The organism is bacterium (assembly GCA_026708015.1).
Taxonomy (GTDB): domain Bacteria; phylum Actinomycetota; class Acidimicrobiia; order Acidimicrobiales; family Bin134; genus Poriferisocius.
Genome location: JAPOVT010000028.1, coordinates 16098 through 36509 on the forward strand (window position 1 = coordinate 16098; position 20412 = coordinate 36509).

Here is a 20412-nt window from a genome sequence, read left to right on the forward strand (position 1 = left end):
ACATGTGTATCTAAGGCCGAATCCCAGTCAAAGTTCAAAGTGGCCATTTGCGACTTGGCCGATATGCTCACTTTGACGATCGCTGGAGGGACGTCCAGCCGCTGAATCACATTTCCCCCGCCCAGTCCGTCCTAGCACATCTTTGGACATCCCGTGTGGCTCAGCTATCTGGACGAAAGCGGCAATACCGGTGGCAATCTGGGAGACCCAGATCAGCCGTTCCACCTGATCGCCGCGGTCATGGTCCCCGAAGAACAGGTTCAAGCCCTGTCTGCGGCATTCAATCGCCTGCCTGCCTTTGCCGAGGAGTTTCGCCCGGTACGCGAACTTCGCGGCGCCGATCTCTATTCGGGAAGAGGGCCCTGGAAAAGCTTCTCCCCCTCGGAACGCATCGAGACTTACCGCGTCGCACTATCCCTGCTGGGCCAGCATGGAGCCTTCGTGGCCCATGCCTCGATTGACAAACTGGCTCTGCGTCAATCCGCTTCATCAGAACCAAAGATGCCGCATCTCTTGGCCCTGCGGTTCCTGGCTGAGGAGATCGATAGCTACTTGAAGCAGCAGCACGATCCGCTGAAGCAGCGAACCCTGCTTATCGCCGACGAAACAGATGAACACGAGGCATACGCCCATGGCCTTGTCGCGCAGATGCAAGTACAAAAGGCGTCGTTGGCTGGGGGTCCGGCTCTGACGCGAATCGTGGATCAAGTTCACTTCGTGCAGTCAGAGACGAGTCCGGGCGTTCAGTTGGCAGATCTTGCAGCGTTTGCTCTGACTCGTCGCAAGCGCTTCCCCGCCTCTTCGCGTCGCCCCTCGGATATCGCAATAGCAAGGCTGGCCGAAATTGTGGACAGCAGGGTTGTGGCCTCGCGAGACACATGGCCTCCACGCGATGAAGGCCCGCCAAGCGGACCTTCATAGTGGCTGGATCGCCTCGGTGACCCAAAGCTGCGCCTCGGTGACCCAAAGCGCTCACAGCCAACCAGGATGTTACCCCTTCATCAACCCTGATCAAACGAGGTTGTCCGAGACGACGGATGACTAGGGCTCGATATTGGATCAGCTGCGGCGTTGGCGGGCGACTTCGAAACAGAGGATGGCGGCGGCTGAGGCGACATTGAGGGATTCCACCGGCTCAGCCATGGGGATGGACACCCAGCGGTCAATGGCAGCAGCTTGATCGAGGCCGTGGGTTTCGTTGCCCACCACCAGGGTGAGGGGGCCGGCGAGGTCAGCTTCGTCGCATGGTTCGCCCTGATGGGGATGGGCGCCGATGCGCTCCCCCACCGATGATTCCTCGGCCAATGGAATCTGAAACAGAGCGCCGGCCGACGCCCGAACGGTTTTGGGATTCCAGGGATCCACCGATCCGGGGCTGAACACCACCGCTTGGGCCCCGGCAGCCACTGCACTGCGGACGATGGTTCCCGCGTTGCCCGGATCGGCCACCCCGGCCAGCTCAACAACGAAGTCTCCATCAGCCAAAGGCGCCGGCTCGGGAATGCGGGCGGTGGCCATGACTCCCTGGGGTGTGACCACTGAGCCAACCTTGGCCAGCACACCGTCGCCTACCGTCCAGGTGGGGGCGCCCACTGAGACTCCCAGGTCGGCCCACAGGTCGATCACCGGCTCGACGAACACGTCCACGATCTCCACATCAGCGGCCAGCGCCTCGATCAGCAGCCGCGGACCGTCGATTGCAAACTTGCCGGCCTCGGTGCGCTCTCGACGGCGGTTCACCAAGCGGCGCAGCTCAGTCACCCGAGGATTTCGGGCACTGAGTGGGGTGTTCGGGGGCAGTGCTACCCCACCGAGGCAGACTCTTGCTCCGCCTCGGACGCAGCCTTGGCCACCTCGACCAACGCAGTGAAAGCCGCCGGATCATTCACAGCCATTTCCGCCAGGATCTTGCGGTCCACTTCGACTTCGGCCAACTTCAATCCGTTGATAAACCGGCTGTAGTTGGTGCCGTTCTGGCGGCAGGCGGCGTTGATGCGCTGGATCCACAGGCGGCGGAATTCGCCCTTGCGGGCCCGGCGGTCCCGGAAGGCGTACTGGCCGCTGTGCATCAGCTGCTCATTGGCACCTCGGAACGTGCGGCTCTTGTTGCCGTAATACCCCTTGGCCCGCTTCACCACCGCCCGGCGGCGCTTGCGGGCGGTGACGGCGCGCTTGACTCTGGCCATCGTGTGACTCTCCTTGAACTCGTGCTCGTGCTATCAGGCCCTACAAGCCCAGCTGGCGCTTGACCGCCGGGGCGTCGGCAGACGACACCTGAGCGGGGCCGCGCAGCTGGCGCTTGCGCTTGGGCGACTTCTTCTCGAGGATGTGGTTCTTGTAGGCGCTGCGGCGGCGGATCTTGCCGGTGCCAGTGGTCTTGAACCGCTTGGCCGCGCCTCGGTGGGTTTTCATCTTGGGCATAGCTGTTATCTGCGCTTTAGAGAGTTATAGATCGTATTGATCTAGTGGTTTGATCTATTGGACAGTGTCGGTTGCCGCCGCCTCTTCGGCTGCTTGGCTGGCCGCCCGGGCGGCCTGTTTACGGGACTGTCTTTTTGCCGGTCCCAGCACCATGACCATGTTGCGACCATCCAGCCTTGGATAGACCTCGACCTTGGCCACATCTTCCACCTCGTCGGCGATGTCGTCGAGAATGCGCCTCCCCAATTCGGGATGCTGCACCTCGCGGCCGCGGAACATGATCGTAACCTTGACTTTGGAGCCATCTTCCAAAAAGCCCCGCACCTTGCGTGTCTTGGTCTCAAAGTCGCCAGGCCCGATCTTGGGTCGGTACTTCATCTCCTTGACAATGATGTTGGTGCTGTTTCGTCGAGACTCCTTGGCCCGTTGGGCCGCCTCGTACTTGTACTTGCCGTAGTCCATGATCCGACATACCGGGGGGTTCGCCTTCTCAGCGACCTCCACCAGGTCCAAGCCGGCATCACGGGCCATGTCCAACGCCTCCGGCAGCAGGGTAATACCTATCTGCTGGCCATCCTCGCCAACGAGCCGAACCTCTCGTGCTCTGATCCGGTCGTTGATCCGGGGCTCAGCATCTGCCGTAGCTATGGCCGATCACCGCTCTGCAATGCGCATAATCCTCTCTCTCGACTATGGGGGCTGGCACGCTGGGAACTTTTCGATCCCGTTTGCGTGCCGGAGTTGCGGGGTAACAGTATCAGCGTTAGGGCGCAATCACGCCAGACGAGGCAAAAAGGAGCCGAAGAAAGAAAATGAGCACACTGTGGACTCCCGGCGGCGAGGTGCCGGTTGACGACGGCCGAGAACGGTCGGCAACCCCTCCGCCGCAGGGCGCATCAGATCAAGTTGAAGACCCGCTGGCCGGGTTGAGCGATGAGGAACGGGCTCAGGCCGAGGAACTGGCCCAGCAGCTGGCCGAGGCCCGGGAGCAGATCGCCAACACCCCGGCGTCGGTGGTGGTGGGGAACCACGCCATGGGGCTGTATGAGCTGGGAGCCATCCACCTCAGCCAGCAACCGCCCAACTTGGAAGAGTCCCGATTGGCCATCGACGCCCTGGGTGCGGTGGTGGAGGGGCTGGAGGGACGCCTCGGCGAGCACGAGGCCACCCTCAAAGATGCCCTTCATCAGATCCGCATGGCGTTCGTGCAGGTGTCCCGGGCGATGGAGGGTGGCGCCGAAGACGCCGAATACTCAGAAGAAGACGATCCGGGGTCTAGCGGGGAGTAATTCCTGCCGCTTCCCAAACACCCCGGTGGCCCGCGGCCAATTGGAAGGTCACCGCGACGCCTGCCTCGATAGTGCGGGTCCCGTCGGCAATGGCGGTGCAATGGAAGGGATAGGCCGTACCGTCTCCCGCGGCGATCGTCCCCCAGCCTGTACCGCTGTCGAAGCTGGCAACGGTGCCGATGAGGGGGATGTTGCGACCAGCCAAGCTCAATGGACGATCTTGGCCAGCGGCAGCTCGATGATGTCGCTAGCCCCGGCGTCTCGCAGATCGGGGATCAACACGTTGATGTCCGCTTTGGGCACCACCGTCTCCACCGCATAGCCGTGGCCCCCGAACAGCTCGTTGACCGTGGGTGCCTTCATGGACGGCAGTAAGTCGATCACTTTGTCCAGGCTTTCCGACGGCACGTTCATCTTGACCAGCACCTTGCCCCTGGCTTCCAGCACCCCGCCCAACAGGGTGTGGATCTGCTCCATGGCATGGCGACGCTCAGGGTGGGCGTAGCTGGCCGGGTTGGCGATCAGCTCGGTGTAGGAAGTGAGGATTGTGTGGATGATCTTGAGGCTGGCCGCCCGCAGCGCCCGCCCGGTCTCGGTGATCTCCACCACTGCGTCCACAATGTCAGGGGCCTTTGCCTCGGTGGCTCCGTACGACAGGGCGATGTCGGCCTCAATGCCCAGACCGTCGAAGAACCGCTTGGTCAAAGCGGGATACTCGCTGGAGATCTTCACCCCCTGGGGCAGATCCCCGACTTCTTCCCACGGCGAGTCGTCGGGCACCGCCAGCACCATGCGGATCGGCCGAGAGGTGTTCTTGGAATACTGAAGCTGGCCCAAAGAGACCACGTCACTGTCCGTCTCGGTCACCCAGTCGCGCCCGGTGATGCCCAAATCGAACAGCCCGTCGGCCACATAGCGGGGAATCTCCTGGGGCCGCAGGATGCGGACTTGATCGATGCGGGGGTCGTTGATCGTCGCCTTGTAGGCCACGTCCGAACTGCGGTTCACCGGGATGTCGGCGGCGTCGAAGAGCTCCAAGGTCGCCTTTTCCAACGATCCCTTGGGCAAAACCAACGAGAGCATGACTCCAACGCTACCGGTCGCCGACCGCCGGTCTGCGATTAATACCGGCTATTCGGGACGAAGGTCGATCCGCCGGTCTGCGATCAATACCGGCTATTCGGGACGAAGGTCGATCCGCAGGTCGGGGCCAAGCCGGGTGACCGTAGTGATCTCGCCTCGCCACAGCTCATCGATGGTGGGAACCCCTGGACCCGCCATCATGGGACGGCCGTCGCCGCCGCCGAACAGGGCGGGGGCCAGATACACGGCGTAGTGGTCAACCAAGCCGGCCCGATGGAAGGCAGCCGCGGTCGCTGCGCCCCCCTCGACCAGGAGCTGGATCACTCCCCGCTCCCCCAACTCCCCCAGCACCTGCTCCAGCGGCCCGTCCATCTCCAGAGCGGGATGGACCCGAGCATCGGGCGGGGCGGTGCCCAACACCACCCGCAACGGTTGGCTGGTACGGGGAGGGACCCCAGAGGGCGGCTGCCAGTCGCGCACCGTCAAGGCAGGATCGTCGGCCCGGACGGTGCCCGCTCCCACCAGCACCGCGTTGCTCTCGGCCCGGAGCCGGTGTACATCGGCCCGGGCTTCGGGACCGGTGATCCAGCGGCTGGTGGCATCGGGGGCGGCAATGCGGCCGTCCAGGGTGGCGGCCAGCTTCAGCACCACCCAGGGAAGCCCGGTGCGGCGGTGTTTCAGATACGGCGCCAGCAGATCGGCGGCCTCGGCTCCCCGCACGCCCACCTCGACCAATATCCCCGCCTCTCGGAGCGCAGCGATGCCCCGGCCCGACACCGCAGGATCGGGATCCTGAACGGCCACCACCACCCGGGCCACCCCTGCGGCGACAATGGCCTCGGTACACGGACCGGTACGACCCTGGTGGTCGCACGGCTCCAACGTGGTGTAGAGGTCGGCACCCCGGGCTAACGGACCAGCGGCCTCCAGGGCGTTGATCTCGGCGTGATTGCCACCGGGCGGTGATGTGGCCCCCAGGTACTGATCCTCGCCGGTGTCGACCACACAGCCCACCCACGGATTGGGAGAAGTGACCAGCCGACAGGAGCGGGCCGCCTCCAAGGCCAGATCCATCATCTGGGCTTGTTGATGCTGTCTGGATGTCAATGCTCGGTGGGCTGGTCAGCCAGCAGGCGCAAGGCGTGGGGAACCACGTCGAGCACCGCCTCCAAGCACTCCACTGAGCCTTTGGGCGAGCCGGGCAAGTTCACGATCAGCGCCGTGCCCTTAGTGCCGGCGATGGCCCGGGACAAGCGCCCGAACGGGCTCACCAGCCGGGATGCTTCGGCCAAGCCGTCAGCCCGGCGCTCCAACACGGCGGCGGTGCCCTCAGGAGTGAGATCACGAGGGCCGAATCCAGTCCCCCCAGTGGTGACGACGAGACCGGCGAATCCGTTGGACATGTCCAACAGGGCATCGCGCACCGATTCGACGCCGTCCTCAACGGCCCTGCGGTCGGCGATGTCGTAGCCCTCGCCAGTGAGCATCTCCACCAAGGCATCGCCCGAGCCGTCTTGGCGGGTGCCGGCAATCACGCCGTCCGACACAGTCAGTACTTTGGCGGCCAGACCCGCCGTTTCAAGATCAGCCATTGCCGGTCACACTACCCACCGGAGGTCTTGTATATGACAGCAAACATGCCGTCGGTTCTGTGGTCTTGGGGGAGAACGAGGGCGCCGCGACCGTGGGATCGCCAGCGGGAATCGGTTATGGGAACTATGGCGGCATCGGGGTGCTCTTGGGCCACAAATTCGTCAATGGCCACCGTCTCAGGCCTGGTCATGGTGCAGACGCTGTATATCACCGCTCCCCCTGGGCGGATCAGGCCGAACGCGGCTCCAACCAACTCGGCCTGGAGGCGGGCCAGCTCCTCCACATCATCGGGTTCTACTCGCCAACGGGCGTCGGCCCGCCGCCCCAGCACGCCCAGACCCGAACAGGGGGCGTCAACCAGCACTCGGTCGAAAGTCCCGGGGTGAAACGGCGACCGGAGGCCGTTGGCGGCCACCGCTCCCGCCAGGGAGACACCGGTCTTGGCGGCATTGTCCGCCACCAGGGAGGCTCGATGCCTCCGACTATCAGCCGCCACCACGGTCGCATCACTCCCAGCCAATGCGGTGGCCTTGCCACCGGGGCCGGCGCACATGTCCAGCACCCGCTCTCCCGGCTGGGGGTCGACCAACTCCGCCACCCATTGCGACGCTCGATCCTGGACATAGCCGTCGGGCCGGGTGGACACCACCGCCGGGCGGTTCATCTGCTCCAAGGCAGCGTGGGCATCGTCAGCCCCGAGATCATGCTCCAGCCGGGCCACCATCCAATCCGGATAGCTGAGCCTGACCGCCTCAGTGGGCCAGGCTGGCTCTAGCTCACCCACCCGGCGCAAGACGGCGTTGACGAATCCCCGTTGGCGTCTAGGGGCAGCTTCAACGGTTTCGCTCACCGCGGCATAGGCCGGGGTGTCCAACATGTGCATCTGATAGGCCCCGACTCGCAGCAGATTTCGGGTGGCGAGATCAGGCGGCTCCGACACGAAGGCGTCGATGAGGTGGTCCAAGGCCCGACGCATGCGGGTCACCCCGTAGACCAGCTCGGTTATCAGCCCGGCGTCGCGTTCGGGCAGCTTGGCTGAGGCCAATACCAAATTGGCAAAGGCCCCGTCGCCCTCGATCCGGTCGAGGAGCTGGGCGGCGACGGCTCGGGAGTTCCCCGTCGCCCCACCCGGCCGGGAACGGCTCACGATCCGAGCCGGTCGCCCGGCGTCGGGCGAGCACCCCGGAGCCAGTCTTCGGCGGGTTGGCGCGACTTGCCCTCGGCCTGAACCTCCACCAGGCGGAGTTGCCCGTCGCCAGTGCCTACGACAGGTCCGTCGAGCTCCCCGGACGATTGGGAACCGTCGACTGGGTCAGCCGACCAGATCTTCAGGGTCTTGCCCTTCCACGTCGTCCACGCCCCGCCCACCCGGACTTGGCGATGCAAGAACTCCGCCGAACTCGCCCAGTCGAGGCGAAGCTCTTCGCGGGTGATCTTGGCGGCGTAGACCGGCTCTCCCTGCTGAGGTTCCGGAGTGCCCAGGCCATCTTGTAGGGCGCTGACCAGCATCGGAACCGCGGCCTCCACCAAATCAGCCCGCAACGACGCCGCGGTGGCCTCGGGGGCGATGGGTACTTCTACCCTGCGATAGACCCGGCCGGTGTCGAGCCCCTCGGCCACCTCCATCAAACACACCCCGGTGGTCTGGTCGCCGGCCAGGATGGCCCGCTCCACCGGGGCCGCCCCCCGCCAGCGGGGCAACAGCGAGAAGTGAATGTTGACCATGGCCAACCGATCCAGAACATGGGGCTTGATGATCTGGCCGAAGGCCACCACCACCCCCAGATCGGCGTCGGCGTCCAACACATCGTCCACTTCAGACGACATCGGAATACCCAGGTTCAAAGCCGCGGCCTTCACCGGGCTGGGCGAGGGGTCGGCTCGCCGCCCTCGGCGCTTGTCGGGCCGGGTCACCGCCAAGGCCACATCGAATCCGGCCTCATCCAGTGCCTCCAAGAACGGCACCGACTCCTCAGGAGTGCCGAGGTAAACGAGCCGGCGAATGTCCGCCGGCGGGTCGATCACGGCAGCGACAGCCCGTCGCCACTAGCGGGGGGACTACTCGCCCCGCCCATCGCACGCTGGCGTAGGATGCGCTTGGCCTCCCGGCGCTGATCCTCGTCCAGGTAGTCGAGCAGCATCTTGCCCGCTAAGTGGTCAAGCTCGTGCTGAAACAGCCGAGCCTCAAGGTCCTCGGCCTCAAGGCTGACCTCGTTGCCGTCCAAGTCATAGCCCTTCAAGTGGATGCTGCGGGGGCGGACAATCTCCCACGACAACTCGGGCACCGACAGGCAGCCCTCGTTGTAGGACCACTCCCCGTCGCTCTCGATGATCTCGGGGTTGACCAGCACACCGGGCCCCTCGCCGAAGTCGTACACGAAGAACCGCTGCGACACCCCCACCTGCGGAGCAGCCAAGCCGATGCCGGGGGCCTCGTACATAGCGGTGAGCATCTCCTGGCAAAGATCGGCCATGGTGCCGTCGATGTCGGCCACATCTTCGGCCACGCGCCGCAATACCGGGTCGCCATACACCCGTATCCGCAGTGGGGCCATCGTTTCAGGTTACCGTCAAACCGTGGGCGACTCGCATTACTTCAGCGCCTCACCGGGCGGAAAGCGGCGGCCGGGAACCGTCGGTTTGCGGGTGGGCGATCTGGATGTGGAACTGGCCACCGACCGGGGGGTGTTCTCCCCCGATGAGCTGGACTTCGGCACTCGATATCTGCTGGACGAAGCGCCCCGACCGCCCCAAGACGGCTCATTGCTCGACCTGGGCTGCGGCTACGGCCCTATCGCGGTGGCGCTGGGCCAGTGGGCGCCCCAGGCCCCGCTGTGGGCCGTTGATGTGAACCCCCGGGCCTTGGAGCTGTGCCGGGCCAACCTCGACCGCCACAACCGACCCGACGCCACGGTGTGCCAACCCGACGAAGTGCCCTCCGATGTGCGCTTTGCCGCCATCTACTCCAACCCGCCCATCCGCATCGGCAAAGCCGCCCTCCACGAGGTGCTGGCGACTTGGCTGGGCCGGCTGGCCCCCGACGGCCGGGCCTACCTGGTGGTGAACAAGAACCTGGGCTCCGATTCTCTGGCCCGCTGGCTCAACCAACAGGGCTGGCCCACCACCCGGCTCAGCTCCCGCCGCGGCTACCGAATCTTGGAGATTCGACCACAGAGCTGAGGCACATTGTCATATTTCGGGGCTACAATGAGAGGGCTTCCCCCGAAGCACAACCAGCGCGAAAGACAGACAAACATGGATGTCACCACAACTGTCATGCTGAGCGTTTACGGGGCAAGCATTGTCAGCGTCGTCGGCTTCTATATGCGACGCATCGAGCAGCGCATCGACAAGCTTGAGTCCTACTTGGCAAGTGTCATCGAGCGCTACGACAACAAATTCGAGCGGACCGACGACAGGCTGCACAACCACGGGGAGCGGATTTCCACCCTTGAGGGTCGCAGCCTCGACTAAATCGCTCTGATGGGGTCGACGTCGATACGGAGTCGGCCGCTGGGGCGCTCCACTGAGGCGAGGGCGTCGCAGAGGGTGTCGTAGTCAGGGGCCCGCAGGAAAAACTGCCCACTGGGGGCGGGGGCGATCTGAACTCCCAACGGCGTGCCGAGACGCGCCATATACTCACCGGCCTCCGGCCCGGACACCACCGCGATGGCCCCGTAGGGAGGCAGGACTAGCTCCTGGCGACGATCTCGCTCAGCGCGGGCCAACCGCGACGGATCAGCCCGGAGCGCCGCGGTTACCACGGGATCGTCGGGCAGGCGGGTTTGCAGCACGATCTTGCCGCCAGCGTCACGGGGACCGGTGATCCGGGCCGCTCGGGCAATGAGGGCCAACGCCTGCTCCCGGGCCCGGAATCGGGGAGCCAGCAGCTCCTGGTCCAATTCCAAGAATGCCACCGTGTCGAACGGTCGGCCCAAGTGCAGCACCGCCTCGGTGCCCACCACCACCCGGGCGGTGGGCGGGCCGTCATAGCCGCTGCCGGTGGCCTCGGCCACCGGGGTGCGAATCAGGGCCTCGATCTCCTCGCGAACCCGCTTCACCCCGGCCCGGAGGTTGCGCATCTTGGTGCTGCCGCACTCGGCGCACGCCAGGGGGCGAACATGATCACCCGCCCGACACCGCAACTGCTTGTCCTCGGTCTGGCGCATGGATGCGCCGCACTCAGTGCATACGGCGAGTTCGCCGCACAGGTGGCAGGCCAGCAGCAGCGCCCGGCCCCGGCGGTTCAGCACGCAGGCCACCCGACCTCCGTCTCGCAGGTCCCGCACCAGCTCCGGGGAGTACAGGCCGGCGCGACCAGGGTCTTCACTGCGGCGGTCCACCACAACCACCTGCGGCCAGCTGTCCCGCTCGGTGCCCCGAGAAGGGCGCATCACCAGCCGAGACCGCAGCGCCTCCAAGGAGGGCACCGGCGACAGCAGCACGCAGGGCACGCCCGCCCGCCGGGCCCGCTCGACGGCCACGTCCCGGCCGCTCCACGTGGGCGCCGAATCCGAGCGGTACGACTCGTCGTGCTCGTCTACCACCAGCACTGCGGCCAGTTCAGGGGCCGGCGCCCACGCCGCCGACACCGTGCCCACCACGGTGGCCCCCGCCGCGGCCGCGGCCCAGCCATCGGGGTATCGCACCGCCCACACCCCTTCCCGTGCTAACCGCCTGGCCAGATCATCAGCCCGGTCGTGGTCAGGCGCCAAGATCAGCGCCTGGCCTCGGGACGCGGCGGCAAGGGCGATAGGCAAAGGATCGTCGGAGGGCCCCTGGCGCAGGGTGCGGCCCTCTCCCTCAAAGAGATCGGCGTAGTCTCCCGAGGGCACCAACCGGGAACGCGACGGCCGGGGCAACCCAGCCACCACTCGGGGAGGCGAGGCAGTCCGCAGGAAGTGGGCCCGGCGTCCGGCCCAGCGCCACGCCGCCCACTCGCTCAGATCTATCAGCTCCCGTCCAGGCCCCAAGCTGCTGAGCTTGGCCAGCGGGGTGAGCTCCACCTCTTCGGGAGCCTCCACGCCCACCTCGGTGATCCAGCCCCCCACCCGGCGGCCGTGCAGCACCACCCGCACCATGGCCCCCAGCCCGAACCGGGGATCGTCGGTCCAGCCTTCGGGGACCGTGTAGGTGAACTCGCGATCTATGGCTAAGACGTCGGTCAGAACCCGAACGTTCAAAAGGCCAAGACTGCTAGAGACCCAGGGCGGAGCGGAGGTCGTCCACCCGATCGGTGCGCTCCCAGGTGAAGATGCTCTCGGGACTGCGTCCGAAGTGGCCGTACGCCGCCGTGTTCCGGTAGATCGGCCGCAGCAGCTCCAAATCCCGGATGATGGCCGCAGGGCGCAAATCGAAGATTTCATTCACTTGGTGGCTGATCTTGGCCGGGTCCACCCTCTCAGTGCCAAAGCTCTCCACCATCACCGACATCGGGCGGGCGATGCCGATGGCATACGACACCTGCACTTCGCAGCGGGATGCGGCGCCAGAGGCCACCACATTCTTGGCCACCCAGCGGGCCGCATACGCGGCCGAGCGGTCCACCTTGCTGGGGTCTTTGCCCGAGAAGGCGCCCCCGCCGTGGCGGGCCATGCCCCCGTAGGTGTCGACAATGATCTTGCGCCCAGTCAGGCCGGCGTCGGCCACCGGTCCACCCCTCACGAACTTCCCGGTGGGATTGACCAGCACGTCGTAGTCGTCGTCGCGGAACTGCTCGGGAACCACGGGGTCGATCACCTGCTCTTTGAGGTCGTCCTTCATCTCGTTGAGATCGGTTCCGTCGCGGTGGTGGGCCGAAATCAGTACGGCACTCAGCCCAACCGCCCGGGTTCCCTCGTACTCGAACGTCACCTGGCTCTTGCCGTCGGGCCTCAGGTAGGGCACACACCCCGACCGTCGGACCTCGGTCAGGCGCTCCACCATACGGTGGGCGATGTGGATGGGCAGCGGCATCAGCTCGGGGGTCTCATCGCAGGCAAAGCCGAACATCATTCCCTGGTCGCCGGCCCCCTGCTCCAGCGGATCGAGCCGGTCCACACCCTGGGCAATGTCGGGAGACTGATCATCGATGGACACCATCACCCCGCAGGTGTTGCCGTCGAAGCCGTAGTCCTCTCGGTCATACCCGATCCCGGTGATGGTGTCGCGCACCACCCGGGGAATGTCGATATACCCGTCGGTGGAGATCTCTCCGGCCACCACCACCAGTCCAGTGGTGACCAAAGTCTCACACGCCACCCGGCTGCCGATGTCCACGGCTAGCAGGGCATCTAGCACTCCGTCGGATATCTGATCGGCGATCTTGTCAGGATGGCCGCCGGTGACCGACTCAGACGTGAAGCGGTGTCGGCCATTTGACCCTTGGCTCATTGATTCTCCTCACGGGCTTCAGCCCGGTCTTCCATCACCAAGTCGAGGATGGCTCGAGCCACTTGGCGTTTGGAGCGCAGTCCGACCGGCCGGACTCGGCCATCGGAAGCTAGCACCAGCACCTCGTTGGTGTCGTAGGCAAAGCCGGCGTTCTCGGCCGCCACATCGTTAGCCACGATGTAGTCGGCCCCCTTGCCGTTCAACTTTGCGGCGGCGTTGTCGGCCACATCGCAGGTCTCAGCGGCGAATCCCACCAGGATCTGACCCTCGGGCTTGGACGCCCCCAGCGCGGCCAAGATGTCGGGGGTGGGCTCCAACTCGATGGCCGGAACCCCGTCGCGCTTTTTGAGCTTCACCCCGGCCGGGCCGACCGGGCGGAAATCGGCCACCGCCGCCGCCATGATCACCACATCGGCCGCCGCCGCCGCCGACTCGGTGGCCTCGGCCATCTCCTCTGCGGTGTCGACTCTCACCACCGTGACCCCTGGCAACACGGTCGCCTCCGGAGAGCCGGGGCGGTCCACGGTGGAGACGACGGTCACCTCGGCCCCCCGACCGGCCGCCTCGTCGGCAAAGGCATAGCCCTGCTTGCCCGAGGAGTGGTTTCCGATATAGCGCACCGGGTCGATGGGCTCTCGGGTGCCCCCCGCGGTGACCACCACCGAAAGGCCGGCCATGTCTTGGCGCTCGCTGCCGGCGCCGACTGCCTGGATCACTGCGGCCACGATGTCTTCCGGGGAGCTCAAGCGTCCGGCACCCTCGTCGCCTCCCGCCAGGCGGCCCGATTCCGGCCCCACGATGTGAACAGCCCGCTCGACCAGGGTGGCGATGTTGTCGGCCACCGCGGGGTGCTCCCACATCTCGGTGTGCATCGCCGGGCAGATCACCACCGGGGCCCGAGTGGCTATGAGAGTGGCGGTCAGCAGGTCGGAGCTGATGCCGGCGGCGTAGGCGCCGATAACCCGGGCGGTGGCCGGCGCCACCACCACGCAGTCGGCAGTCTGGCCCAGCGTGGTGTGGGGAATGGGGTCGTCCTCGTCGAAAAGACTCATCTGGCTGCGCTCAGAGGCCAATGCATCAAAGGTGGCCCGGCCCACAAACCGGGTGGCGCCCTTGGTCAAGACCGGGACGACATGGGCACCGGCGTCCACCAGCCGACGGCAAACCTCAACCGCCTTGTACGCCGCGATCCCCCCGCTCACGCCGAGCACGATGCGCTTGCCGGCGAGCGATTTCATGGTTTTGTCAGGACGCTGAGTCCAGATCGGCCTCGTCTGGACCAGCGTCGTCCGGGTCGGCTTGTTCCAGGCCAGCCTCGCCGGTTGGGATCATGGCATCGGCCAGAAGCTCCTCTTCGGTGACCTCGGGAGGATCGGTGGCGATGATCTTGTCGGAGGCGATCTCCTCGAAGGCAATGGACAGGGGCTTGCGCGACATCGTCAGCACCTGGGGCGGAACCATCGCGCCCAAACCCTCGCCCAGCTGGCCGAAATAGGAGTTGATCTGACAGGCCCGCAGCGCTCCCAGTGTCACCAAACGGAACTTGGAGTCGGTGCGCCCCAAGAGCTCCTCAATGGTCGGATACATCATGGTGTCGTGCTGTTCAGACATCAGTACGGGCCTTTTCTTGCGTGCCTTCTATTGAGTGCAGCCTTCTTCCCAAAAGTCTGGGGAGAGCGGGCTAATGATATCAGGACAGGGTGACTTATTCGGCATTGTCCAAGCGGGCTTCTTCGATCAGAGCGCCGATGGCGGCCACCGCCTCGTCAAGGCTGTCGTTGACGACGTGGATCGCGTTGAGCTCGTAAGCCCGGATTCGCTCAGAGTCGGCCAGAGCCAGCCGTTTGGCGATATGGCTCTCGGAATCGCCCCGGCCTCGCAGACGGGATTCCTGCTCTGCCGCCGATGGTGCTTCGACGAAGATGCACAGAGCCTCGGGATGGCTCTCCCTTACTTGGACTGCCCCTTGGACATCGATCTCCAACAGAACGTCGCAGCCTGCCGGAGGATCGGGTTGCGGCGTTCCGTAGAGGTTTCCGGCGATCTCTGCCCATTCCACGAAGCCGTCTTCGGCGATCTTGGCCCGGAACTCGGACTCTTCGGCGAACACATAGGCAGTTTCCGGCTCACCTGGTCGACGCACACGCGTCGTCCACGAGCGACTGAGCCATAATTTGGGGTCCGCGGCCACTAAAGCAGCCGCGATCGTCCCCTTGCCGACCCCGCCGGGGCCGGACAAAACGATGATGAGGGGATGATCTACTAGTCGCCGCAGCGTGCGAGCAGCGAGGCCCGCTGCTGATCGCCCAGCCCGCGGATGCGACGGCTGTCGGCAATGCCGATCTCGTCCATCATCTTGCGGGCCCGAACCTTGCCCATGCCTGGAAGGGACTCCAAGACGGCGAGCACTTTGGTTCCGGCGATTACCTCATCGGTTTCAGCGTCTTCCAGCAGTTGGGAGAGCGTGATCGTCCTCATCTTGAGCTTGTGCTTGACGTCGGCTCGCCTGCGGCGCACCTCGCCAGCCTTGGCCAACGCTGCCTGGCGCTGTTCTGCTGTCAGTTGTGGGGGTCCTGCCATTACACCATTGTAGTTTAGGCTGCAAGTCATGTTGGGGATTTGGAGCCTGAGACCGTTCAGCCAGCCAGCGGAATGCGTAGCACCCAGCCCGCCTCGATGCGATCTGAGTTGGTGAAGAGCCCTCCTCCGACCTGTCGGCGCCCCATATTCGCAGCCTCAATCCGCGTCCAGTAGCCGGCATCGCCATACGCCTTCTGTGAAATGGCGCCGAGGCTGTCTCCTGGCTGCACAACGTAGGAGACATACCGGGCGCCGACCGCAGCGCTGGCGCGAGGCACGGAGATTGGGTTGGGGATGTTCAGGACCCACCCGTACCGGATCGAATCTGAACTGGTGAACATATAGCCGTCGTTCTGGCGGCGTCCCCGGTTGGCATCGAAGATGCGCTGCCACTGCGCAGCGTCCCCGTAGGAGGCTTGGGCGATTGCCTCCAGCGTGTCGCCGGGCTTGACGCTATAGGTGAGGAAATAATGCGCTTCGGAGTCAGCAGACGCTTCCTCACCGGTGTCGTCAGAACCGCCGTCTGCTGCAATCCCACCACTATTTGCGGAGTCGGATGCCTTATCGTCTTTTGAAGCCCCCACCAGCTCTCGGTTGACATGGCCCTGCGGCTGGTTGCCCTGTCCGCTTGACCCCGTTAATAGGATGCTCGCTTCTCCCTGCGATTCAATATCCAGCACCGAACCCCGGACGAAGCTCCGCTCGTCGATGCCCACCCGCAGTGGGATATCGCGGTCGGATACACCGGTGTGGCGAGATGTGACCCTTATCAGCGCACCTTCGCTGCGGCTGGGCAGGTCAACGATCAGCTGAGAGGGATCTTGGCCCAGCGGCTCCCACTGGTCGTCTCCGAGCAGCTGGCAGTCGATCTCGTAGTCGGCGCCGGGGCTCGACTGGCTCTCTACGTCAAGGAAGAGCCTGATGTTGATCGAAATCGGGGTTTCGACAGACACCGTGAATTCAGCCGATTCGCCCATCGCAATCGATTGAGCCGACTCTTGTTCCACGTTCACTTCCACCGGGGGAAGCTGGACCGGGAACCATGCGTCGGAGGAGATGGTAGGAATGCCGGCGAAAGAGGGGCTCTGCCCGCTGCCCGCGCCCGGGTTGTTGCCCGCGCCCGGGTTGTTGCCCGCGCCCGGGTTGTTGCCCGGTTTGACAGTCTTCGGCACCGCGGTGTCGTTGTCGGCGATTGTGGCGGTCACGGTCTGGCCGCCGAGCGCGTTGTACTTGGCGTCAGACGACGACACCGCATGGGTGATGGCCGCCGACCGGCTGTCGCCGGGGTTGTCCACGTCGTCGTCCACCGCCGACACCGTCACCGTCTGCGCCGTCGACCAATCAGACGGCCGGAACACCAGCGTGAGCGACGCCCCCGCCGTCCCCCCCTTCTTGCTCACCTTCGCCGCCGACGGCGACCCCGACGCCACCGCCACCGACACATCATGAGTCGGCTCGGAGTCCAGAACCACCGTGTAGGCATCAGTCCCCGACGGCTCCGACACCGCCGTCGACCCGCCCGACTGCGAAATCGACACCCCCGCAGTGTCATCGTCGGCCACCGTGACCGTCGTCTTCGCCGCCGACCCCAGGTCATAGGCCGCCCCGTCAACCAAAGTCAGCACAATCGTCTCAGAGCCCTCATCCACCGAATCGTCGAGAACCGCAACCGGAATGCTCACCGCAGACGCCCCCTTGGACACCGCCACACTCCCCGGCAAAGCCGTGAAATCGCTCCCCGACCCCGCCGAGCCGCCCACCGTGTAAGACACCGAGAACCCCGCCGGCGCCACCGGAGACAACCCCACCGACACACTCACACCCCGACTCCCCGAAGCCTCACCCCCCGAATAAACAGCCGAACCAAACCCCACCACCGGCACAACCACCGGCACCGCGGTGTCGTTGTCGGCGATTGTGGCGGTCACGGTCTGGCCGCCGAGCGCGTTGTACTTGGCGTCAGACGACGACACCGCATGGGTGATGGCCGCCGACCGGCTGTCGCCGGGGTTGTCCACGTCGTCGTCCACCGCCGACACCGTCACCGTCTGCGCCGTCGACCAATCAGACGGCCGGAACACCAGCGTGAGCGACGCCCCCGCCGTCCCCCCCTTCTTGCTCACCTTCGCCGCCGACGGCGACCCCGACGCCACCGCCACCGACACATCATGAGTCGGCTCGGAGTCCAGAACCACCGTGTAGGCATCAGTCCCCGACGGCTCCGACACCGCCGTCGACCCGCCCGACTGCGAAATCGACACCCCCGCAGTGTCATCGTCGGCCACCGTGACCGTCGTCTTCGCCGCCGACCCCAGGTCATAGGCCGCCCCGTCAACCAAAGTCAGCACAATCGTCTCAGAGCCCTCATCCACCGAATCGTCGAGAACCGCAACCGGAATGCTCACCGCAGACGCCCCCTTGGACACCGCCACACTCCCCGGCAAAGCCGTGAAATCGCTCCCCGACCCCGCCGAGCCGCCCACCGTGTAAGACACCGAGAACCCCGCCGGCGCCACCGGAGACAACCCCACCGACACACTCACACCCCGACTCCCCGAAGCCTCACCCCCCGAATAAACAGCCGAACCAAACCCCACCACCGGCACAACCACCGGCACCTCAACCGCAGTGTCCTTGCTCTTGCGCGTTTTGTCGCGCACGTCGGTTGTCGCCCTGCTCGGATCGCCAACGGTATAACCGACCTTGTCGCCAGCCAGGACGTCCAGGCTCACCTCCACATGGCCCATAGACCTATCGAGGTTGATGCCGTTGCAGAGGCTGACGAGCAATTTGAAGTTCTCGTCGTCGAGGTCTGAAGGCTGCGTGCTGTCATACAAACCAGGCGTCTCCGCACCCGATGGCTGACACGGATAGCGCTTGTCATTACCATCTCTGTTTGAGACACGTTGGGTGAACACCAGCTCTCGGGTTGGGATACTGACCTTCTTGGAAGTCTCACCGGATCTGACAGTGATGGACTGAAGATTGTCGCTGTTTATGGAAGTCGCGCTGAACGAATTGTTGACGTAGTACTTGACATAGATGTCCTGTGTCGGGGCCGGACTGATGGTGAGGGTGAATGACGCAGACTCCCGTTCGTAAACCCGGGATTGATCGGCGGTCACCGTGACCACCGGCTTTGTCTGGGCGGCTGCGGACGACGGCGCCAAAGCAACGAGAGACCCCGATACAAGCGCCAGCGCAGCCACAGCCAGCGCAGCTCGTATGCTCAACCCAGCAGAAAGGCAGAAAGAACGAATCACGGCGAAGAACCTTGTGTATGAGCGCAAAAGCGCAGGATAAGAAGCCCTAGCTCCGCTCAAGAACGCTAAGCGGGCTCCGCCGTGGCGAACACGGTAGCCGCCAAGCGCTCAGTTCGTCAATGTCGGCTCGTGGATGCCCCGCCTATGGCCGAGTGGGCCTGATGCTGTCGGCAACCTGCTTGGCCCTGTCGGCCATGGCCGTCAAAGCCCCGTCTTGCTGGCTTGAGCCCCTGTCAAGCGCTTGAACCTCGGCAGTCACGGTCCGGCCGACCACCAGGATGGAGGCCCCAGCGGCGATAGCGGCCTCAGGGGTGGCCACGGAGGCCTGATCGTTGTGGCTTGAGCCGGGGAGGCGGATGCCGGGCACCACCCGCTTCAGCTCGGGCGCCACTTCCTTGACCACTCCGATGTCGGCCGCCGAGCAGATCACACCGCCACAGCCGGCGTCGCGGGCCAGTGCCGCCCGCTCTTCGAGCACCGCCCGGGATCGGTCGGCATCGCTGGTGAGGATGGTGACACCCAGCACTTGGGCGGCGCCGTCGCTGCCCTCGGCCAGGCCCTGCACTCCAGCCCGCAGCATGTCGGCCCCGCCGACGGTGTGGACGGTGAGCCAGCGGACCCCGGTTCGGCCCAACTCGGCCGCGGCCCTCTCCACCGTGGCGGGGATGTCGTGCAGCTTGAGGTCGGCGAACACCTCAAAGCCCCGTTCGATCATGGCGGTGATCGCGGTGGGGCCAGCGGTGGCGAACAGCTCGAATCCGACTTTGGCCACCCCCATCGATGGGTACACGGCATCGGCCATCAAACAAGCCAGATTCAGATCGTCCACGTCCAGGGCGATGGCCAACCGGGGATCGCGCGTCGTTTCACTCATGGGCTGCTCCTATCAGCTCGTCCAATCGGCTCACACCACGGGATGCACACCAGCGAGCGAGGTCCCGGAGCACTTTGGCCGGGGCCCGGGGGTCGGCGAATGTGGCGGTGCCCACCTGCAAGGCGCTGGCCCCGGCCATCATCATCTCCACCGCATCGGTACCCGAGGCGATCCCGCCCACCCCGATGATGGGCACATCAGGCAGGGCGGCGTACACGTCGTAAACCGATCTCACCGCCACCGGGCCCATGGCCCGGCCCGACACCCCTCCCCCGCCCGCGCCCAGCACGGGCCGGCGGGCTTCGGTGTCTATGACCATGCCCAGCAGGGTGTTGATGAGGGTCAGGGCCGCGGCCCCGCCCTCCACGGCGGCGGCGGCGATGTCCACCAGATCGCCGGTAGCGCTGAGCTTGGCCCACCGGGGCAAGCCGCAGGAGGCGGTGGCGGCCAGCGCGGCCTGGGTCATGGCCGCCGAGTGGGAGAACATGCGGCCCCGATCCTCCAGATTGGGGCAGGAGACGTTCACCTCCACCGCCACCACGGCCTCAAGGGCAGTTCCTCCGGTCGCCGCCAGCAGGTCGGAGGCGGCGGCGAAGTCGTCCAGGGAGCGACCCCAGATCGACACCACCACCCGGGCGCCGGTGTCGGCCAGCACCGGCAGCTCCTCGGCCAGCCATCGGGGCAGGCCGGGACCTTGCAGGCCGACGCTGTTGATCATTCCCGCTGGCACCGGGTGGACTCGGGGCGGGGGGTTGCCCGGCCACTCAAAGGGGGCCAGCGATTTCACCACCACCGCGCCCAGCGCCGAGTAGTCGAGGTAGCGGGCCAATTCGGTGCCGTGGCCCACCGTGCCCGAGGCGGTCATCACCGGGTTGGGCAACCGAACTGAGCCGATGGCGGTATCCAGCTCCGGTTTCCGACCCCTGGCCACTAGAGG

General features: G+C 65.5%; 24 protein-coding genes. 4 read left to right on the plus strand and 20 right to left on the minus strand.

Annotation, left to right across the window (positions count from 1 at the left end):
• Positions 1-153 precede the first annotated feature (153 nt).
• Entirely contained in the window at positions 154-921 is a 768-nt protein-coding gene (locus OXG30_05920) for a DUF3800 domain-containing protein (protein MCY4134433.1), read from the plus strand.
• 138 nt (positions 922-1059) lie between these two features.
• Here the strand turns inward: OXG30_05920 and OXG30_05925 are convergent, their stop codons facing one another.
• Genes OXG30_05925 through infC form a run of 4 tightly spaced genes read right to left on the minus strand, consistent with a single transcriptional unit; the run spans position 1060 to position 3042 of the window.
• Complete coding sequence (locus OXG30_05925; protein MCY4134434.1) at positions 1060-1761, minus strand: RNA methyltransferase; 702 nt, start codon at positions 1759-1761, stop codon at positions 1060-1062.
• 41 nt (positions 1762-1802) lie between these two features.
• A complete protein-coding gene (rplT, locus tag OXG30_05930; protein MCY4134435.1) occupies positions 1803-2186 on the minus strand; it encodes a 50S ribosomal protein L20 in 384 nt (127 codons plus the stop codon).
• Positions 2187-2226: 40 nt separating this feature from the next.
• Positions 2227-2421, minus strand: a complete 195-nt coding sequence (gene rpmI, locus OXG30_05935; GenBank protein ID MCY4134436.1) for a 50S ribosomal protein L35 — start codon at positions 2419-2421, stop codon at positions 2227-2229.
• 54 nt (positions 2422-2475) lie between these two features.
• Positions 2476-3042 (minus strand): translation initiation factor IF-3, encoded by a 567-nt coding sequence (infC, locus tag OXG30_05940; GenBank protein MCY4134437.1) that lies wholly within the window; start codon positions 3040-3042, stop codon positions 2476-2478.
• 191 nt (positions 3043-3233) lie between these two features.
• On the opposite strand from infC, the gene OXG30_05945 reads away from it, so the two are divergent.
• A complete protein-coding gene (locus OXG30_05945; protein MCY4134438.1) occupies positions 3234-3710 on the plus strand; it encodes a DUF1844 domain-containing protein in 477 nt (158 codons plus the stop codon).
• Here the strand turns inward: OXG30_05945 and OXG30_05950 are convergent.
• The 7 genes from OXG30_05950 to def form a co-directional block, all read right to left on the minus strand.
• Positions 3697-3921 carry a cold shock domain-containing protein gene (locus OXG30_05950; protein ID MCY4134439.1) on the minus strand — a complete coding sequence of 75 codons (225 nt, stop codon included), beginning with the start codon at positions 3919-3921 and terminating at the stop codon, positions 3697-3699. The genes OXG30_05945 and OXG30_05950 overlap by 14 nt on opposite strands.
• Entirely contained in the window at positions 3918-4793 is an 876-nt protein-coding gene (gene hisG / locus OXG30_05955; GenBank protein ID MCY4134440.1) for an ATP phosphoribosyltransferase, read from the minus strand. Before hisG ends, OXG30_05950 begins: the two co-directional genes overlap by 4 nt.
• Positions 4794-4886: 93 nt before the next feature.
• Complete coding sequence (gene ribD / locus OXG30_05960) at positions 4887-5870, minus strand: bifunctional diaminohydroxyphosphoribosylaminopyrimidine deaminase/5-amino-6-(5-phosphoribosylamino)uracil reductase RibD (protein ID MCY4134441.1); 984 nt, start codon at positions 5868-5870, stop codon at positions 4887-4889.
• Between the two features lie 26 nt (positions 5871-5896).
• Positions 5897-6385 carry a MogA/MoaB family molybdenum cofactor biosynthesis protein gene (locus OXG30_05965; GenBank protein ID MCY4134442.1) on the minus strand — a complete coding sequence of 163 codons (489 nt, stop codon included), beginning with the start codon at positions 6383-6385 and terminating at the stop codon, positions 5897-5899.
• An 11-nt stretch (positions 6386-6396) separates the two neighbouring features.
• The gene (locus OXG30_05970) at positions 6397-7533 is read right to left on the minus strand and encodes a hypothetical protein (GenBank protein ID MCY4134443.1); all 1137 of its coding nucleotides are present in this window, start codon (positions 7531-7533) and stop codon (positions 6397-6399) included.
• Positions 7530-8411 (minus strand): methionyl-tRNA formyltransferase, encoded by an 882-nt coding sequence (locus tag OXG30_05975; GenBank protein MCY4134444.1) that lies wholly within the window; start codon positions 8409-8411, stop codon positions 7530-7532. Before OXG30_05975 ends, OXG30_05970 begins: the two co-directional genes overlap by 4 nt.
• Positions 8408-8941 (minus strand): peptide deformylase, encoded by a 534-nt coding sequence (gene def / locus OXG30_05980; protein ID MCY4134445.1) that lies wholly within the window; start codon positions 8939-8941, stop codon positions 8408-8410. Before def ends, OXG30_05975 begins: the two co-directional genes overlap by 4 nt.
• Before the next feature lie 22 nt (positions 8942-8963).
• Here def and OXG30_05985 point away from each other — a divergent pair, with 22 nt between their 5' ends.
• Complete coding sequence (locus OXG30_05985; protein ID MCY4134446.1) at positions 8964-9566, plus strand: methyltransferase; 603 nt, start codon at positions 8964-8966, stop codon at positions 9564-9566.
• A 75-nt stretch (positions 9567-9641) separates the two neighbouring features.
• Positions 9642-9860, plus strand: a complete 219-nt coding sequence (locus OXG30_05990; protein MCY4134447.1) for a hypothetical protein — start codon at positions 9642-9644, stop codon at positions 9858-9860.
• Here the strand turns inward: OXG30_05990 and OXG30_05995 are convergent.
• From OXG30_05995 to OXG30_06035, 9 genes are all read right to left on the minus strand, one after another.
• Positions 9857-11569 carry a hypothetical protein gene (locus tag OXG30_05995; protein ID MCY4134448.1) on the minus strand — a complete coding sequence of 571 codons (1713 nt, stop codon included), beginning with the start codon at positions 11567-11569 and terminating at the stop codon, positions 9857-9859. The two genes, OXG30_05990 and OXG30_05995, sit on opposite strands and share 4 nt — an antisense overlap.
• A gap of 13 nt (positions 11570-11582) precedes the next feature.
• Positions 11583-12758, minus strand: coding sequence for a methionine adenosyltransferase (gene metK, locus OXG30_06000; protein ID MCY4134449.1), 1176 nt, complete (start codon positions 12756-12758; stop codon positions 11583-11585).
• Positions 12755-13996, minus strand: coding sequence for a bifunctional phosphopantothenoylcysteine decarboxylase/phosphopantothenate--cysteine ligase CoaBC (coaBC, locus tag OXG30_06005; protein MCY4134450.1), 1242 nt, complete (start codon positions 13994-13996; stop codon positions 12755-12757). The genes metK and coaBC overlap by 4 nt, the downstream gene beginning before the upstream one ends.
• Positions 13997-14003: 7 nt before the next feature.
• On the minus strand, positions 14004-14369 hold the full coding sequence (gene rpoZ / locus OXG30_06010; GenBank protein ID MCY4134451.1) for a DNA-directed RNA polymerase subunit omega: 366 nt from the start codon (positions 14367-14369) through the stop codon (positions 14004-14006).
• 94 nt (positions 14370-14463) lie between these two features.
• The gene (locus OXG30_06015; protein MCY4134452.1) at positions 14464-14997 is read right to left on the minus strand and encodes a guanylate kinase; all 534 of its coding nucleotides are present in this window, start codon (positions 14995-14997) and stop codon (positions 14464-14466) included.
• A gap of 23 nt (positions 14998-15020) precedes the next feature.
• The gene (gene mihF / locus OXG30_06020) at positions 15021-15338 is read right to left on the minus strand and encodes an integration host factor, actinobacterial type (protein ID MCY4134453.1); all 318 of its coding nucleotides are present in this window, start codon (positions 15336-15338) and stop codon (positions 15021-15023) included.
• A gap of 56 nt (positions 15339-15394) precedes the next feature.
• Complete coding sequence (locus tag OXG30_06025) at positions 15395-18571, minus strand: LysM peptidoglycan-binding domain-containing protein (protein ID MCY4134454.1); 3177 nt, start codon at positions 18569-18571, stop codon at positions 15395-15397.
• Positions 18572-18743: 172 nt separating this feature from the next.
• Entirely contained in the window at positions 18744-19475 is a 732-nt protein-coding gene (gene pyrF, locus OXG30_06030) for an orotidine-5'-phosphate decarboxylase (GenBank protein ID MCY4134455.1), read from the minus strand.
• The gene (locus OXG30_06035) at positions 19468-20406 is read right to left on the minus strand and encodes a dihydroorotate dehydrogenase (GenBank protein MCY4134456.1); all 939 of its coding nucleotides are present in this window, start codon (positions 20404-20406) and stop codon (positions 19468-19470) included. The genes pyrF and OXG30_06035 overlap by 8 nt, the downstream gene beginning before the upstream one ends.
• Between the last annotated feature and the right edge of the window lie 6 nt (positions 20407-20412).

Excerpts from the sequence above, each read along its gene's own strand:
- rplT (MCY4134435.1), bottom strand. The coding sequence starts at position 2,186 with ATGGCCAGAGTCAAGCGCGCCGTCACCGCCCGCAAGCGCCGCCGGGCG.
- rpmI (MCY4134436.1), bottom strand. The coding sequence starts at position 2,421 with ATGCCCAAGATGAAAACCCACCGAGGCGCGGCCAAGCGGTTCAAGACC.
- OXG30_05945 (MCY4134438.1), top strand. The coding sequence starts at position 3,234 with ATGAGCACACTGTGGACTCCCGGCGGCGAGGTGCCGGTTGACGACGGC.
- hisG (MCY4134440.1), bottom strand. The coding sequence starts at position 4,793 with ATGCTCTCGTTGGTTTTGCCCAAGGGATCGTTGGAAAAGGCGACCTTG.
- ribD (MCY4134441.1), bottom strand. The coding sequence starts at position 5,870 with ATGATGGATCTGGCCTTGGAGGCGGCCCGCTCCTGTCGGCTGGTCACT.
- OXG30_05965 (MCY4134442.1), bottom strand. The coding sequence starts at position 6,385 with ATGGCTGATCTTGAAACGGCGGGTCTGGCCGCCAAAGTACTGACTGTG.
- def (MCY4134445.1), bottom strand. The coding sequence starts at position 8,941 with ATGGCCCCACTGCGGATACGGGTGTATGGCGACCCGGTATTGCGGCGC.
- OXG30_05990 (MCY4134447.1), top strand. The coding sequence starts at position 9,642 with ATGGATGTCACCACAACTGTCATGCTGAGCGTTTACGGGGCAAGCATT.
- metK (MCY4134449.1), bottom strand. The coding sequence starts at position 12,758 with ATGAGCCAAGGGTCAAATGGCCGACACCGCTTCACGTCTGAGTCGGTC.
- coaBC (MCY4134450.1), bottom strand. The coding sequence starts at position 13,996 with ATGAAATCGCTCGCCGGCAAGCGCATCGTGCTCGGCGTGAGCGGGGGG.
- rpoZ (MCY4134451.1), bottom strand. The coding sequence starts at position 14,369 with ATGTCTGAACAGCACGACACCATGATGTATCCGACCATTGAGGAGCTC.
- mihF (MCY4134453.1), bottom strand. The coding sequence starts at position 15,338 with ATGGCAGGACCCCCACAACTGACAGCAGAACAGCGCCAGGCAGCGTTG.
- pyrF (MCY4134455.1), bottom strand. The coding sequence starts at position 19,475 with ATGAGTGAAACGACGCGCGATCCCCGGTTGGCCATCGCCCTGGACGTG.